The sequence below is a fragment of the Streptomyces murinus genome, assembly GCF_002154555.1.
Lineage (GTDB): Bacteria > Actinomycetota > Actinomycetes > Streptomycetales > Streptomycetaceae > Streptomyces > Streptomyces murinus.
Genome location: NZ_MUNF01000157.1, coordinates 1 through 15,631, shown reverse-complemented (window position 1 = coordinate 15,631; position 15,631 = coordinate 1). Strand labels below are relative to the sequence as shown.

Here is a 15,631-nt window from a genome sequence, read left to right as displayed (position 1 = left end):
GTCGGGCGGCGGGGTGCCGAGGCCGGTGCCGAGTCGCCGGAGCGCGGTCGCGAGCGGGAGGTGCGGGAAGGGAAAGTCGGCAGGGAGTACAGCGGCCTGCCGGGTGTGGTCGTCGCCGTGGAAGTCCAGGGTCCAGTCGTCCCAACCGGGCAACGGCCAGTCGTGAACGCCGGTCACGGTCTGCACCGCCCAGAGGGAGACGGTGCGGGCCCGCGGGTCGAAGTGGACACCGCCGTACGGCATGTCGGTGGGCGCAGGGGTGGCCGGCGACGTGGGGAGCAGCTCGATCAGGGCGGGGCCGCAGGCGAGGTGCTCGACGGGTTCCCAGGCCCTGCCCCAGGCGCGCACGCTTCCGTCGGGCAGGCGCAGGGAGACGACGGACCAGGGCTCGGTGCTCTCGCCGCCCGCGAACTCAGTGGGTTCGAAGGTCTCGAACCAGCCCGGCGCGCGGGTCAGGTCCCTGCCGGCGCCGAGATGGTGAGTGAGGTCCCCCATGCCGTCGTGCGCGAAGCGGACGTCCCAGCCGGGCCATGTCCGGGCCAGTACGGCGCGCGCGGCGCGATGGTCGGCCCAGCTGTCCGCGAAGCCGAACCAGAGCAGGATCCGACGGTCGTGGTCCACGAGGGCGGCGCCCTCGCACCACACGTCGTCGAGCCATTCCTCGATCTTCCGCTGGGCGCGGAAACAGCGCGTCGCCGCAGCCGGACCGGGCAGCAGATCGTCGACCACCCGGCCTGCGGCCCAGTGCGAGAAGTACCGCTGCCAGGCGCCGTTCTCCACCACCACGTACTGCGCTCGCGCTCCCATGACCGGCGAGGCTAGCGCCGCCGGGCGACGGGCGACGAACGGTTTTCAGGTGGCCGACCGAGCTCCTCCTCACATCCGGGACGGCTTCTTGGCGTTGAAGAGCCAGGTGTCGAAGAGCCCGGTCAGGTCCTTCCCGGACGTGGTCTCGCACAGGGTGACGAACTGCCGGGTGTCGGCGTTGCCGTGTCGGTGCCGGCGCGTCCAGGCGCGGAGTATGTCGAAGAAGAGCTCGTCGCCGACGGCCTCGCGCACCTTGTGTACGACCATGGCGCCGCGGCCGTAGACAGGAGGGTCGGAAACGCGCCCACCGCTGGGCGGATCGGCCGGCGGGAAGGCCCAGATGCCCTCGGCCTCGTCGTCCGTGCCGTCGTAGAAGTCCTCGAAGATCTCGTCGGTGCTCCTGCCGCCCCGCTTCTCCTCCCACAGCCACTCCGCGTAGGTGGCCATGCCCTCACTGAGCCACATGTCCTTCCACATCCGCGGGGTCACGGAGTTGCCGAACCACTGGTGCGCCAACTCGTGGACGAGCAGGGTCTCGTCCGGGGCCCCGGCGAAGTAGGGCTTGGTCTGGGTCTCCAGGGCGTAGCCGAGTTCGGGAAGGTGGTCGACGACGGCGCCGGTCGAGGAGAAGGGGTAGGGACCGAAGAGTTCGCCGGCCCAGTCGACGATCTCGCGCACCGATCGCGGGACGGCGTCGGCGCCTTCGGACTCGTCGGGGTCGACGGCTACGTAGACCGGCAGGCCGTCGGGTGTCCGGCTCTTGTGGATCTCGAAGTAGCCGACGGAGACATGGGCGAGGTAGCTCGCCATGGGCTCCGCGGTGCGCCAGTGCCGTGTCACCGTCTCGCCGTTGTCCTTCTCCGCGACCGGCTCGCCGTTGCTCACCGCGTCGTAGAAGTCGCCGTCCTCGTCCCTGGGGACGGTGACCCATATGTCGAACGTGGCTTTGTCCGACGGGTGATGGTTGCCCGGGAACCAGGTCATGGAGCCGGTCGGCTGGCCCAGGGCGGTCGAGCCGTCATCGGTCTCGATCCATCCCTCCAGACCCCCGTCGTCGCCTTTGATCGTTCGCGGGGTGCCGTCGTACGTGACGACTGCCTTGAAGATCTCGTCGTTCTTCAACGCCTTCGCCGGTGTGACGGCCAACTCGTCGCCGGAACGGGAGAATTGCGCTTTCGATCCTTGTACCGTCGCCGTGCGTACCCGCAGGCCCGACAGGTCGAGATCGAAACGGCTCAGATCCTGGGTGGCCCGCGCCGTGATGACCGCCGTGCCCTTCAGATGATTGGTCTCCGGTGTGTAATCCAGGGTCAGCCCGTAATGCGTCACGTCGTAGCCGCCATTGCCGAGCGTCGGGAAGAGCCGGTCACCCACTCCGGCGGCGCCGGGCTTCGCGGCCGCGCCAATACCGCCCCCCGGCACGGAGTCGGCGCAGGACGTCGTCATGGCCAGAATCAGCACCGCCGGCGGAACCCAGCCGGACAGGGGACGCCGGGGCCGGCGGGTCGGTGCTGTGCGAGGTTTCATCCCGTTTCTCCCGTCGATCGCGGCACACGAGAGGTCAGAGGCTCCGCATCGCCCGATGGTTGCCTCAAGAGCGCCGTACACCTGGTCACGGCCGGTCTGATGCTGCGGCGGTACGGGACCGAGACGCGGGCGAGCCGCTCTTCCCGCACACCGTCGAGGCCATCCGGCAGATCCGGGGTGATGGGCGTTCGGTGACCGTGTCCGGGCCCGCCCCGCCCGTAGCTGTACGGGCCACAGCAGGCATACTGTCGGCTAATCGCCTGACCGATGGATCGTCGTGCGGTCACCGACCCGGGACCGGCCGGGGAGCGAGAGATTCCGGAAACGCGAGGAATGGGGGGTTGTCGTGGGACTGATGGACCGTATCCGCGGTGAGTTCATCGACATCATCGAGTGGACCGACGACGGCCGGGACACCATTGTGTGGCGCTTTCCGCGCTACGGCAACGAGATCAAGATGGGCGCACGGCTCGTGGTGCGCGAGTCGCAGGTGGCCGTCTTCGTCAACGAGGGCCGGCTGGCCGATGTCTACCAGCCCGGCACGTACACCCTCTCGACCCAGAACATGCCGGTCCTGTCCACGCTGAAGGGCTGGAAGCACGGCTTCGAGTCGCCGTTCAAGGCCGAGGTCTACTTCGTCACCACCCGGCAGTTCACCGACTTCAAGTGGGGCACCCAGAACCCGGTGATCCTGCGCGACGCCGAGTTCGGCATGGTCCGGGTCCGCGCCTTCGGCACCTTCGCCGCGAAGGTGGTGGACGCCGCCGCGCTGCTGCGCGAACTGGTCGGCACCGACCCGCAGTTCCGCACCGAGGAGGTCGGCGAGCACCTGCGGCAGCTGATCGTCTCCAAGCTGGGCTCCGCGCTGGGCTCGGCCGGTGTACCGCTGCTGGACCTCGCCGCCCGGCAGGACGGCATCGGGCGGCAACTCGCCGAAGCGCTGACCCAGGAACTGACCTCCACCGGTATCGCCATCCCCCGGTTCTACATCGAGAACATCAGTGTCCCGCCGGAGGTCGAGGCGGCGATCGACACCCGCTCCCGGATGGGCATCACCGGCAATCTGGACGACTACGCCAAGCTCCAGGCGGCCGACGCGATCCCGCTCGCCGCCGCCAACCCCGGCACCGGCGGTGACGCCCTCGGCCTGGGCGTGGGCATGGCGCTGGGCCAGCGCGTCGTACAGAGCATGTCCGGTACGACGGCCCCCTCGGCCCCGGCGGCACAGGCACCGGCGCAGCCCGCCCCCGCTCCCGCCGCCGACGTCCCGCCGCCGCTGCCCACCGCGCCGCGCTGGTTCCTCGCGGTCGCAGGCCAGCAGCAGGGCCCGTACGACGAGAACGCGCTCGCCGGGCAGGTCGCCGCGGGCAATCTGACCCGCGCCACGCTGGTCTGGCGCAGCGGACAGGCGGCCTGGCAACCCGCGGACCAGGTACCGGAGTTGGCGTCACTGCTCGCCGATGTCCCGCCGCCGCTGCCCCCGCAGGGCTGAGATCCGCCGTCCGGCACCTCGGGTAACAGGTCACAAGGAGAAGTGAGTTGACGGATCAGGACGTCGCGCCGGCGCCCGACCGGGCGTTCCAGTGCGAGGCGTGCGGCGGGGTGAGCGAGTACGCGCCCGGGACCTACGCGCTGCGCTGCCCGTACTGCAAGCACGAGCAGGACATCACGCCGATACCGCGGCAGGTCACCGAGCACCCCATCGAGGAACTGGCCGAGCTGCGGCGGGCGTCTGCGCCGAGCCGGGTGAAGGTGTACACCTGCCCCGGCTGCCACGCGGTGACCGAGAGCGACACCCTCAGCGACAAGTGCCAGTTCTGCGCCACCCCGCTGGTCGCGGACGCCGCGGGCACCGAACGCGTCGTACCCGAGGCGGTACTGCCCTTCGGAGTGAGCCGCGAGGAGGCCCGGGACGCGCTGGCGAAATGGACGAAGTCCCGCTGGTTCGCGCCCAACGAGCTGAAGAAGGTCACCGAGGCGGAGACGTTCCGGGGCAGTTACCTGCCGCACTGGACGTACGACGCGCAGACCTTCACCGAGTACTCCGGTCAGCGCGGCGAGCACTACTGGGTGGAGGAGGAGGACTCCGACGGCAACACCCGGCAGGTGCAGCACACCCGTTGGCACCATGTGTCCGGAACCGTCGACCGGTTCTTCGACGATGTGCTGGTGCCCGGCAGCAGCCAGGTGCCGGAGAAAGAACTGGACAAGCTCACGCCCTGGCCGCTGGAGGAGACGGTTCCCTACCAGGAGGAGTACCTGGCGGGCTTCCGTACCGTCCGCTTCGACGTCGAGCCGGAGACCGGCCTGGAGTCGGCGAAGGCCCGGATGGCGCCGGTGATCCGCGCCGACTGCAAGCGGGACATCGGCGGCGACGAGCAGCGGGTGCACTCGATGTCCACCGCCTACAGCGGCCTCACCTACAAGCTGGTGCTGCTGCCCGTCTGGTTCCTGACCTACCTCCACGCCGGCAAGGCATGGCCGGTCATGGTCAACGCCCGCACCGGCGAGGTCATCGGCGAACGGCCGTACAGCGCGGCGAAGATCACCCTGGCGTCGGTGGGCGGCGCGCTGCTGATCGCGTTGGTGGTGCTGCTCGTGGTGATGCTGCGCACATGAGGACGCGCGCGGGGACCTCCTCGCGGCCGGCCTGATGTGATCTTGGATACCTGGGGGCCCGTGCGGTTGTGCGGGAGCGGGTGGCCGGTCATACGGTGGGCGGGCCGTGGTGTTCGGGAAGACCGGTGACAGCCCTTCGCGGGGCTCAGACCGGAGCGGCCCTCGCCACTGTGATCGGGGAGTATCCGTCCCAGTTGGGCACGGTCACTGTCCGCCGCCAGGCGGACGGGAAGGCCGGGACGGACACGCGCGCACCCGTAAGCCAGGAGACCGGCCACGGCACTTCACGAGCTGATCCACGAGGTGCTGGAGCGTGACCGCATGACCCTGCCCGCAGAGTCGACCCGTTTTCATTGGCGGCGCGAGGACACCGTCCGTACCGCAGGGCTGCTGGTGGTGATCGCCGCCCTGCACGTCGTGGCGTTCGGCATCCTGTTCCTGCTGGTCGTGCCCGGACACTACGAGGTCGGATCCAAGGCGTTCGGCATCGGCCTCGGGGTCACCGCGTACACCCTGGGCATGCGGCACGCGTTCGACGCCGATCACATCGCCGCGATCGACAACACCACCCGCAAGCTGATGGCCGACGGCAAGCGGCCGGTGTCGGTCGGCTTCTGGTTCGCGCTCGGCCACTCCAGCGTGGTGGTCGCCATGGCGGCCCTGGTCGCGGGCGGCGCACAGCTCGCCGGCACCCTGCTCGACGACGACTCCCGTACCCACCAGACCCTCGGCGTCGTCGGCACCACCGTCTCCGGGACCTTCCTCTACCTCATCGCGGCGCTCAACCTCGTGGCCCTCGCGGGCATTCTGCGGGTCTTCCGGGCGATGCGAGCGGGGACGTACGACGAGGCGGCCCTGGAACAGCACCTGGACTCGCGGGGGTTCATGAACCGGTTCCTGGGCCGCTTCACCAGGTCGATCAACCGGCCCGGGCAGATGTTCCCGCTGGGCTTCCTGTTCGGGCTCGGCTTCGACACCGCGACCGAGGTCACCCTGATGGTGATGGCGGGCAGCGGCGCCGCGGCCGGACTCCCGTGGTACGCGATCCTGTGCCTGCCGCTGCTGTTCGCGGCGGGGATGAGCCTGTTCGACACGCTCGACGGCACCTTCATGAACTTCGCCTACCAGTGGGCGTTCTCCAATCCCGTGCGCAAGGTGTTCTACAACCTCACCATCACCGGCCTGTCCATCGCGGTCGCCTTCCTGATCGGCACCATCGAACTGGTCGGGGTGCTGCACGAGAAGCTCGACCTCAGTGACGTGGTGACCGACTGGATCGCCGGGCTGGACCTGGACAACGTGGGGTACGTCATCGTCGGCCTGTTCGTGCTCGTGTGGGCGGCGGCGCTGGCGTACTGGCGGTTGGCCAGGGTCGAGCAGCGCTGGGCGGGCCGGCTCGGCGGGGACGGCTGACACCCCGGCCGCTTCGGGACTTCCGTGCCCTGCCGACGGCGGCGGTGCACGCCGACGGCGCCCGTGGTTATGGCGTACGTCACGATCAAGTCCCGGAACCCGACGCTCCGTCGGGCCGACTACTGCGACGGTACGGCTTCCACCGCCATCTCTCGCACGACGGTCCGATGCGACCAGGAAGGTCGGGCATGGCCGATATTCCGATGTCACCCCGCTCCACCGGTACGACCCGCGGCAGGCCGCTGCCGCCTCCCGCGCTCTGCGGATTCCTGCTCCTGCTGATGCTGCTGTTCGCGGTCTCCTACGCCGTCGGCTCGGCGGCGGGGCCGGTGGCGCCCGGCCTGCACGGCACCGGGAGCGGTGGGAACGGCGGGAGCGATGGCGGCGATGACGACATGCCCGGGATGAGCCATGGGAGCGGGGAGTGACCGCGGTCGAACCGGCGGCGGAACTCGTCGTCACCGACCTCACCGTCGGCGGAATGACCTGCGCGGCCTGTGTCCGTCGGGTGGAGAAGAAGCTCGGCAAGCTGGCGGGCGTCACGGCCTCGGTCAACCTGGCCACGGGGCTCGCCCGGGTCAGCCACCCGGCCGACGTCGCGCCCGAGAGCCTCGTCGCCGCGGTCGAACAGGCCGGGTACCAGGCCGCGTTGCCGGTGCGTGAGGACGACGAGGTATCCGCGGCGGCGGACGGGGAAGAGGCCGAGTCCCGGCGCGAGCGGGAACGGCTCACGGTCACCGCGCTGCTGGCCGTACCCGTGCTGGTGCTCTCGATGGTGCCGGCCCTTCAGTTCCGCGACTGGCAGTGGCTGTGCTTCGTGCTGGCCGCCCCGGTGGCCGTGTGGAGTGCCTGGCCCTTCCATGTCAGGGCGCTGCGGGGCCTGCGTCACTCCACGGCCACGATGGACACCCTGGTCTCGCTGGGGACCCTCGCGTCGTTCACCTGGTCGGCGTACGCGCTGTTCCTCGGTGGGGCGGGCGGGCCCGGAATGCGGATGTCGTTCAGCCTGCTGCCCTCCGCGTCGGACGGCGGCGCGCACCTGTATCTGGAAGCGGCCGTGAGCGTCCCGCTGTTCGTGCTGACCGGGCGGTTCCTGGAGGGGCGGGCCCGGCGGGGGACCGGGGCGGCACTGCGGTCGCTCGCCGAACTGGCGGCCAAGAAGGTGACGGTACGGGACGAGCTCGGCGAACGGCCGATCCCGGTCGAACGGCTGCGGGTGGGGCAGACCTTCGTGGTGCGCCCGGGAGAGCGGGTCGCCACCGACGGGCGGGTGACGCGGGGCACCTCCGCCGTGGACCTGTCCCTGGTCACCGGCGAGAGCGAGCCCGTGGAGGTGGGCCCGGGATCGGCTCTGGTCGGCGGCGCCGTCAACGCCGGTGGACTGCTGCTCGTGGCGGCCACCGCGGTCGGCGCGGACACCCGGCTGGCGCGGATCACCCGTCTCGTCACGGAGGCCCAGGCCGGCAAGGCGCGGGCGCAGCGGCTGGCCGACGCGGTCGCCGGCGTGTTCGTACCCGTCGTACTCGCCCTCGCGGTGACCGTCCTCGGCTTCTGGCTGGGAGCCGGAGCCGATCCGCAGGCGGCTCTCACCGCCTGCGTGGCCGTGCTCGTGGTGGCCTGCCCGTGCGCGCTGGGGCTGGCGACCCCGACCGCCCTGATGGCCGCCACCGGGCGCGGGGCGCAACTGGGCGTGCTGGTACGGGGGCCGCAGACGCTGGAGGCCCTTCAGCAGGTGGACACGGTCGTCCTGGACAAGACCGGCACGCTGACCACCGGTCATATGACGGTGGCCCGGGTCACCGCGCTGCCGGGCGCCCTCGGACAGGAGGCGGTCGTACGCCTGGCCGGAGCCGTGGAGCAGGGCTCCGAGCACCCGATCGGACAGGCCGTCACCGCCTACGCGCGCCGTACGGGCGACGCCGGACCACTGCCGGACGTGACGGATTTCGCCGCCGTCCCCGGGCACGGGGTCAGGGGCAGGGTGGACGGCCTGATGATCGAGGTGGGCGCGCCGGACGGCCGATTGCCGGACGAACTGGCCACGGCGCTGACCGCGGCGGAGGCGGCCGCGCACACCCCGGTCCTGGTGCGGGCGGACGGCCGGGCCGAGGCGCTGATCGCCGTCGGCGATGTGCTGCGCCCCGGCAGCTACCGGGCCGTGGACCGGCTGCGCCGGCTCGGCATCCGCCCGGTCCTGGCCACCGGCGACCGTGCGGCGCCCGCCGGGGCCGTCGCCGCCGCGCTCGGCATCGAGGAGGTGCACGCCCGCTGCACCCCCGAGGGCAAGGCCGCCCTCGTGCGGGAACTGAGGCGCGGGGGCGCCCGGGTCGCGGTGGTCGGCGACGGGGTGAACGACGCCGCCGCGCTCGCCGGTGCCGACCTGGGCATCGCCATGGGGAGCGGCGCCGATGTGGCCATCGGCGCGGCCGATCTGACCCTGGCCCGCGGGGACATCGAGGTCCTGGTCGACGCGGTCCGGCTGGCCCGGCGCACGCTGGGCACCATCCGCGCCAACCTGGCCTGGGCGTTCGGCTACAACGTCGTCACCGTGCCCCTGGCCATGGTCGGTCTGCTCGATCCCATGGTCGCCGCCGCGGCGATGTCGGCGAGTTCCGTGCTCGTGGTGGCGAACAGCCTGCGGCTGCGCGGCTGGCAGCCGTCCGGGGCCCGAGGCCGGGCGCACGGAACGTACGGGACGCGCGGGACGAGCGGGACGCGCGGCGGGAAGGCGGTCGTGCGATGAGGCGGATCCCGGACCGGGCCTCCTTCTTGAGGGGCCTCGACCGGCGGCGGCTGAGGGACGGCACCCTGGCCGTCCTGGTGCCCGTCGTGGCATGCGGTACGGCGCTGGCCGGGCTGACCGTCTGGGTCGGCGCGGGCCGGGCCGGCAGTCCGGCGCGTCTGTGTGTCACGGAGGGGCGGGTCCTGCTGCCGTCCGTCGGGGTCCCGGAGACGGCGGCGTTCTTCCGCATCGCCAACGAAGGCGGCTCCGCCGACACCCTCGTCCGGATCACCGCACGTGACGTCCCCGCCCCGGTCACCCTCTCCCGGCACCGTATGAAGCCGGGCAACGCGGCCTACCGGTCCGCGCTCGACTCCGTCTCCGTCCCGCCGGGCGAGGGCCTCGCCATGTCACCGACCGGGGTCGATCTCACGGTGCCCGTGCCCTCGGAGGCGTGGCACGCGGGGGATCGCGTGCCGTTCACCCTGGAGTTCCGCCGCGGCGGCCCGGTCAGGGTCCTGGCGGTGGTGGTGCGACCGGGCACGGTGGCGCTTCAGTAGCTGTTCCCTTTGACCCGGCGGTGATTTCGGTCGAGTCCGGCTTTGCGGATGTCGGCACGCTCCAGCGGCGGAGCCGGGCCCGGATCCTCAACGAAGCGTTCGTCACCAGCGACCCGCTCAAGCTCATGCGGCTTTTCGGCATCACCGAACAGACCGCCATGCGTTACGTCGGCGTCGCTCACCCGGAGCGAACCGCGAAACTGCACAGGTAGCGGGCATCCGCCGAGCCTCGTGCCGCAGCGAAAGCCCGTGGCGGTGTGGCATTGGGTCCGGCATCATCCCTGTGTGATTGTGATGCAACCCGTTCTGGAGATCTTCGCCGCAGACGACTTCGCGCTCTGGCCGGTTGGCGAGCACGAGTCGTACGGCTACCTCGTACTGGACGGGGAGCTGACTCCTGCGGGGGTCGGCACGGCGGTGATGCGGATCGCTGACTGCAACAACTTCGAGCCGGAGGAGAAGCACGGGCCGTGCCCGACCGACCCGCTCGACGCATTCCTGTACGGGCTGCTCACCCTGCCCGACCCGTTCGCCGCCGGCGGGTTCTGGGTGACTGACAGGGCCACCGACACCGTCTTCGTCGAGCCGGGCTGCTGCAACGGCCTGGAGACCTGGCGGGACTGGCAGGAGGTGCTGGACGGCACCGGTTGCTCCTACTTCGGCCACGACCCGTCCTCAACGGCCGAGCGTGTCGGCGACAACGTCCGGCTGACTCTCGACGCCGACGCGAAGGACGGAAGCCCGGTGATCGAACTGCCGGTGGACCAGGTGCGCGCGCTCGTCACCGGTGCCGAGGCGGACTTGCGGCACTTCCACAGCCTTGCTGGAACCTGGGGCGAACAACACCTGCCGGCACACGCCGCCGCCGTCACGGCCGCTTTGGCCCGGGCACTGGACCTAGAGCTCACAGAATGACCAGCTTCCTGACCTACCGGACGCGTGTGCACGACGCCCGGCTCCCCGCCCACCGGCGGCACAGCGCGCTGCGCACATGCCTCACTGTCTTTGCTCCTTACGGCCTGCGGGCGACGTACCACCACCTCACGCTCAGCGCCGCGATCCCCCGACGACTGGAGGCGGACCCGGACGCGCTGGCGCGGGCGGTGGAGGAACTGCACGAGGCGCGGGTGCTGTGGCTCGTGCGGGCAGAGGAGTACGCCGTGCAGCGTCGGGCGGAGAAGCAGGCCGGGCGGCGAGCTGTACCGAACCCTCGGCCGTGGTGGCTGCGGAGCTGGTGGGAGAGCCCGGAGCGTGCATGGTTCGAAGACCCGTTTCGCCACCCGTCGCTGCGGCTGTCCGACTACGTCCGGCGACAGAACGCGCTTCTGGACGGCGCCGATCTGCCCGGCTGCCCGGCTTGCGGCAACGAGGGACCGCGAGTGCTGAGCTCGACCGGGCATGGCTGGGTCGAGCTGTGCCAGGGGTGCGCGTGGGTGCCGGCGCCATGTCCGTGCGGCCGGCGGCACCGGGTCGTACCGGAGACCCCATTCAACTGGAACGGGATCTGGCAGCGGGCGCACATGAGCGATGATGGCATGCCGAACCCATACTGGCCTGCGAGATAGCCACTTGGATGCGGCACGGCGAACGCTCGGGAAGCCACAGCCCGTACATCACGGCGAACCCACGCGCAGGACCACCACAGCCGTCAGCTGACCTACAGGTTCCGGCCTCCCAACGCTCAGGATTCCGGGAACGCGCGCGCTTTTGCTGTGTCTGATGTGTCCGCTGTTCCGTCCGGCGCGTCGTGTCCCCCCGTTGCCGGTGAACCGGAGGGCGAGGGTTCTCGCCTCCCCCCTGCCGACGGGCGGGCCCCGGGTGCGAGGATGAGCGGGCTATGACTGTCCCGGGGTGGTGCCGCGCAGCGCGGGCCGGCGTGTTCGCCGCGGCCTGCGTGCTGCTGGCCGCCCTCGGCCACGCGACCATGTCGGGAACTCCCGTCCCCTGGTGGGCCATGGCCGCGGGTGCGCTCGGGACCGGTGCGGCGGGCTGGCTGCTGGCCGGGCGGGAGCGCGGCCGGGTATCGATCGTCGCGGTCGTGACCGCCGCTCAGGTGGTGCTCCACGAGACCTTCTCGCTGGCGCAGGAGTCGGCGTCCGGCTCCATGGCCATGTCCCACGGCGGTCCGCCGACGGGCGCCGGCGCCATGCACATGGGGTCGATGGGCTCGATGGACATGGGTTCCACGGGTTCCATGGGTTCCATGCGGATGGACATGGGTTCCGTGGGCTCCATGGGCTCGATGCGGATGGACATGGGCTCCATGGGCGGGGCGGACATGGGGTCCGCCGGGCACGCGGTGCATGGCATGGCCGGTCCCGGGCCCCTGCACGACATGGCCGGAATGAGCGGTGCGGCCTCGGTCGGCATGTTCGCCGCCCATCTCCTCGCCGCGGTCCTGTGCGGGCTGTGGCTCGCCTACGGCGAGCGGGCCGTCTTCCGCGTCCTGCGGGCGACGGCGACCTGGCTCGCGGCCCCGCTGCGGCTGCTCGGGGCCCTTCCCACGCCGTACCACCGCCCCGGCGTACACAGGCGCCGCGCCGTCGACGCGCCCGCCCCGGTGCGTCTGCTGCTGTGCTGTTCCCTCACCTTCCGGGGGCCACCCGTGGGTGCCGCTGTCCACTGAGACAGCCGGATCCACCGGAGCCCCTCGCCCTCGTCGTCCCGTCCCGCGGTGTTCTCGCGCGCGGGTCTGCCCACGCCTCGCTGCTCGGCACACCCACGCGCCGCCGTGAACGGGACCGGTCCCGACGGGCTCCGGGCATCGCCCTACCTCCGCGTACGGGCGCACCCCATGCCCCGGTGAGCCATGCCCCTGTGCGGGCTCGGCCCCGGAAGACCCGAGAAGGACATCACACGATGATCTCTGTCATGCCCGCTCCACGGGCGGATCGTGCCTCCGTGGACGCCTCCGCGACCGCCTGGGCACTGGCCGCCCGCGGCGGAGACCCCGACGCGGCCGACCACTTCGTCCGCGCCCTGCACGCCGACGTCCTGCGCTACGTCACCTACCTCAGCGGCGATCCCCAGACCGCCCACGATCTGACCCAGGACACCTTCGCGCGGGCGTTCGGCAGCCTGCACCGCTACGAAGGCCGGGCCTCGGCCCGTACCTGGCTGCTGTCGATCGCGCGCCGCGCGGTCGCCGACAGCCTGCGCCGCGCCGCGGTCCGCCCCCGGATCGCGGACACCGTCGACTGGCAGACCGCGGTGGAGGGCACCCAGCCCCGCGGCCTGCCCGGCTTCGACGACGGCATCGCCCTGCTCGACCTTCTGGAGACCCTGCCGGACGAACGCCGGGAGGCGTTCCTGCTGACCCAGGTGGTCGGGCTGTCGTACGAGGAAGCGGCCGGATTCACCGGCTGCCCCATCGGTACGGTCCGCTCCCGGGTCTCCCGCGCCCGCGCGACGCTCGAACGGGTGCTGCGGGAGGCCGAGTCGGCGAGCACCCTCGGCGGCTGACCCCGAGCCCTCCTGGGGCCGCACGTTCCTGACCGCGTGTGCGGCGGCACGGTCCTCTGCCGGGGGATCGTGCCGCCGGGAACTCGACGGCGGTGGCAGCCGACTACTGCGGTGTGGGAATCGACGGCAAGCGGATGACGCGAGGCAACTGCCGTGCCCTGACCCGGAATCGGCCGGACCTCGCGGGAACTCCCCAGCCCCTCGCGCCGACTCCTACCGCGACGGCACCGACCCGACGGCCGGCCGCAGAGACCAGGGGGCCCGCATGACACCCGAGACAGAGAGCGCCTTCGCGGCGATCAGAAGCGAGCACGGCGCGGACTCCATCGGACGTGTGGAACTCATGCTCCGGCCCGGCGGCGGGGGCCCGCGGCACCCGCTCCAGCGGGGCGCCAAGTGGATCCTTCCGGGCCTGTCGCCCACCCCCTGGCACGACCCGCACGGTCATCCCGAACTGGCCCCGCTCATCACGGCGTTCGAAGCCGCCCACCCGCTGATCAAGGAGGAGCTGACCGCCGCGTGGGAGGAGCGCCGGGAGGCGTTCTCGGACTACCGGCACTATCTGACCCGCCAGGCGGACTGGCAGGCCCTCCATCTGTACCGGGACGGCGGACTGGTCGAGGAATCGGCGGCCATCGCGCCCACGGCGTACAAGGTGCTCGACGAGTTCGCCGTGGCGACGGAGAAGATATGCCCGCTCCTGGAATCCCATTTCTCCACGCTGTTGCCGGGCGCGGTCATCGCCCCGCACTGCGACCTGTGGAACTTCAGCATCAATATGCATCTGGCCGTGGACATCCCGGACGGCTGCGCCATCACGGTGGCGGGTGAGACCCGTCGCTGGGTGGAGGGGGAGTTCCTGCTCTTCGACTATTCCTTCGAGCACGCGGCGCGCAATGACGGCGACAGGCCGCGGACCTGCCTCCTCGTGGACCTCTGGCATCCGGAGACGACCGTTGCGGAGCGGCTGGCTCTCACCGTGCTCATCGGTGAGATCAGGCGCCTCCTGGGGGACGGCTGAATCCGGTGCGGGCACGGCTCTCCCTTCTCGTCCTGGCGCTGGCCCAACTGGTCATCGCACTCGACTACAACATCGTCTACGTCGCCCTGCCCGACATCGGCACCGGTCTCGCCTTCTGCGCACACGATCTCCAGTGGGTGGTGAGCGCCTACGTCGTGACGACGGGCGGCTTCCTCCTGCTGGGCGGCCGGACGGCCGATCTGCTGGGACGGCGCCGTACCTTCGTCGCCGCGGCCCTCGTGTACGCGGGGTCCTCGCTCGCGGGCGGCCTGTCCGAGTCGGCGGGCGCCCTGGTCGCCGTCCGCGCGGCGCAGGGCATCGGCGGCTCGCTGCTGTTCCCGGCCACCCTCGCCCTGATCAACACCCTGTACGCGGAGGGCCCCGCCCGGAACCGGGCCCTCGCGGTATGGGGCGCCGCGGGAGCCGGCGGCCTCTGCTTCGGGTCACTGCTGGGCGGCGTGCTCGTCGAGGCGTTCGGCTGGCGGTCGGTCTTCTTCGTCAACGTGCCCGTGGCGGCGGCCCTGGCCTGGGCGGGGCGGCGGCTCTTCCCCGAGGACGGCCCACGGACCGGACCTCGCCGGTACGACGTGACGGGCGCCCTGGCCGGCACCGGAGGGATCACGCTTCTGGTCTTCTCGCTGGTACGCGCCCCGGAGGCGGGCTGGGCCAACCCGTCCGCGCTGCTCGGTGCCGCACTCGCGGTCACCCTGCTGGCCGTCTTCGCGGTCGTGGAGCGGCGTGCGCGCGATCCGCTGGTGCCGGTACGGCTGTTCGCCCACCGAGGGCTGCTCGCCGCGATGGCGCTCACCGCCCTGTACAGCGCCACCTTCAGCTCACTGCCGTACTTCATGACCCTCTACTTCCAGAACGTGCGCGGCTACAGCGCGTTCACGACCGGCCTCGCGTTCCTCGTCCCCGCCGTGGTGACCGCCCTGGGCACCAAGGCCGGTGAACTGGCCGTCACCCGGCTCGGGTTGGGGCGCGTGCTGGGCGGCGGCATGGCGCTTGGCGCGGGCGGAGCCGTCGTACTCGGGCTCGCGCTCACCGGAGACGGGCCGTACGCCCTGCTGCTGCCCGGCATCGTGCTCCTGGGGCTCGGGCAGGGCGCTGCCTGGACCGGCATGTGGATCGCCGCCGCCTCCGGCGTGGCTGCCGAGGACCAGGGGGTGGCCTCCGGCATGGCCTCCACCACGCTCCAGGTGGGCGGCGCGATCGGCCTCGCCCTGCTGGTCGCGCTGTCCTCGGGCGCCGGTCAGGGCCCACCGGACGAGAGCCGGCTCACCGGCATACGCATCGCCGTCTTCGCCGTCGCGGCCGCCCTCTGCTGCGGCGCCCCGCTCACCCTGGCCCTGCGCCCGAGCCGTACGCCCGCCGCGTAACCGGCCCACCCCACCTCCACCCACGAACCTCATGAGGAGAACAGCTGTGCCCAGCAACGCCCCCGGACGGCCGGGTCCGGCGGCCGTCCTGTGCGGACTGGCCGGATGGGTGCCGCCCCGC

15 protein-coding genes and 1 riboswitch are annotated in these 15,631 nt (G+C 71.6%); of the genes, 12 read left to right on the top strand and 3 right to left on the bottom strand.

Features of this window, described 5'->3' with window-relative positions; genetic code table 11:
* On the bottom strand, positions 1-807 hold an 807-nt coding region (locus tag CCN72_RS12055; RefSeq protein WP_208637984.1), incomplete at its 3' end, for a hypothetical protein.
* A gap of 69 nt (positions 808-876) precedes the next feature.
* Complete coding sequence (locus tag CCN72_RS12050) at positions 877-2,253, bottom strand: M1 family metallopeptidase (RefSeq protein ID WP_244174200.1); 1,377 nt, start codon at positions 2,251-2,253, stop codon at positions 877-879.
* 436 nt (positions 2,254-2,689) lie between these two features.
* Here CCN72_RS12050 and CCN72_RS12045 point away from each other — a divergent pair, with 436 nt between their 5' ends.
* The 6 genes from CCN72_RS12045 to CCN72_RS12020 all read left to right on the top strand — a co-directional run bounded on the left by CCN72_RS12045 (position 2,690) and on the right by CCN72_RS12020 (position 9,648).
* Positions 2,690-3,826: an SPFH domain-containing protein gene (locus CCN72_RS12045; protein ID WP_244174199.1), complete on the top strand. Its 1,137-nt coding sequence runs from the start codon at positions 2,690-2,692 to the stop codon at positions 3,824-3,826.
* Between the two features lie 47 nt (positions 3,827-3,873).
* The gene (locus CCN72_RS12040) at positions 3,874-4,953 is read left to right on the top strand and encodes a TFIIB-type zinc ribbon-containing protein (RefSeq protein ID WP_085563574.1); all 1,080 of its coding nucleotides are present in this window, start codon (positions 3,874-3,876) and stop codon (positions 4,951-4,953) included.
* Between the two features lie 90 nt (positions 4,954-5,043).
* A riboswitch (cobalamin riboswitch) is annotated at positions 5,044-5,246 on the top strand.
* A gap of 28 nt (positions 5,247-5,274) precedes the next feature.
* On the top strand, positions 5,275-6,366 hold the full coding sequence (nicT, locus tag CCN72_RS12035) for a Nickel transporter NicT (protein ID WP_086807526.1): 1,092 nt from the start codon (positions 5,275-5,277) through the stop codon (positions 6,364-6,366).
* A 188-nt stretch (positions 6,367-6,554) separates the two neighbouring features.
* Positions 6,555-6,794 (top strand): hypothetical protein, encoded by a 240-nt coding sequence (locus CCN72_RS12030; RefSeq protein ID WP_086807521.1) that lies wholly within the window; start codon positions 6,555-6,557, stop codon positions 6,792-6,794.
* A 53-nt stretch (positions 6,795-6,847) separates the two neighbouring features.
* Positions 6,848-9,109: a heavy metal translocating P-type ATPase gene (locus tag CCN72_RS12025; RefSeq protein WP_086807525.1), complete on the top strand. Its 2,262-nt coding sequence runs from the start codon at positions 6,848-6,850 to the stop codon at positions 9,107-9,109.
* On the top strand, positions 9,106-9,648 hold the full coding sequence (locus CCN72_RS12020) for a copper chaperone PCu(A)C (RefSeq protein WP_086807520.1): 543 nt from the start codon (positions 9,106-9,108) through the stop codon (positions 9,646-9,648). The genes CCN72_RS12025 and CCN72_RS12020 overlap by 4 nt, the downstream gene beginning before the upstream one ends.
* On the opposite strand, the gene CCN72_RS38960 is transcribed toward CCN72_RS12020, so the two are convergent.
* Complete coding sequence (locus tag CCN72_RS38960) at positions 9,642-9,830, bottom strand: hypothetical protein (RefSeq protein ID WP_158101343.1); 189 nt, start codon at positions 9,828-9,830, stop codon at positions 9,642-9,644. The two genes, CCN72_RS12020 and CCN72_RS38960, sit on opposite strands and share 7 nt — an antisense overlap.
* A 67-nt stretch (positions 9,831-9,897) precedes the next feature.
* Here CCN72_RS38960 and CCN72_RS12010 point away from each other — a divergent pair, with 67 nt between their 5' ends.
* From CCN72_RS12010 to CCN72_RS11985, 6 genes are all read left to right on the top strand, one after another.
* The gene (locus tag CCN72_RS12010; protein ID WP_341868874.1) at positions 9,898-10,563 is read left to right on the top strand and encodes a hypothetical protein; all 666 of its coding nucleotides are present in this window, start codon (positions 9,898-9,900) and stop codon (positions 10,561-10,563) included.
* A complete protein-coding gene (locus CCN72_RS12005) occupies positions 10,560-11,213 on the top strand; it encodes a hypothetical protein (protein ID WP_086807518.1) in 654 nt (217 codons plus the stop codon). The genes CCN72_RS12010 and CCN72_RS12005 overlap by 4 nt, the downstream gene beginning before the upstream one ends.
* Positions 11,214-11,485: 272 nt before the next feature.
* Positions 11,486-12,274: a hypothetical protein gene (locus CCN72_RS12000; RefSeq protein WP_086807517.1), complete on the top strand. Its 789-nt coding sequence runs from the start codon at positions 11,486-11,488 to the stop codon at positions 12,272-12,274.
* Between the two features lie 245 nt (positions 12,275-12,519).
* Positions 12,520-13,110 carry a sigma-70 family RNA polymerase sigma factor gene (locus CCN72_RS11995; RefSeq protein ID WP_232984714.1) on the top strand — a complete coding sequence of 197 codons (591 nt, stop codon included), beginning with the start codon at positions 12,520-12,522 and terminating at the stop codon, positions 13,108-13,110.
* Between the two features lie 265 nt (positions 13,111-13,375).
* On the top strand, positions 13,376-14,131 hold the full coding sequence (locus CCN72_RS11990; protein WP_086807515.1) for an aspartyl/asparaginyl beta-hydroxylase domain-containing protein: 756 nt from the start codon (positions 13,376-13,378) through the stop codon (positions 14,129-14,131).
* 5 nt (positions 14,132-14,136) lie between these two features.
* On the top strand, positions 14,137-15,510 hold the full coding sequence (locus CCN72_RS11985) for an MFS transporter (RefSeq protein ID WP_086807514.1): 1,374 nt from the start codon (positions 14,137-14,139) through the stop codon (positions 15,508-15,510).
* The last annotated feature ends 121 nt before the right edge of the window (positions 15,511-15,631 follow it).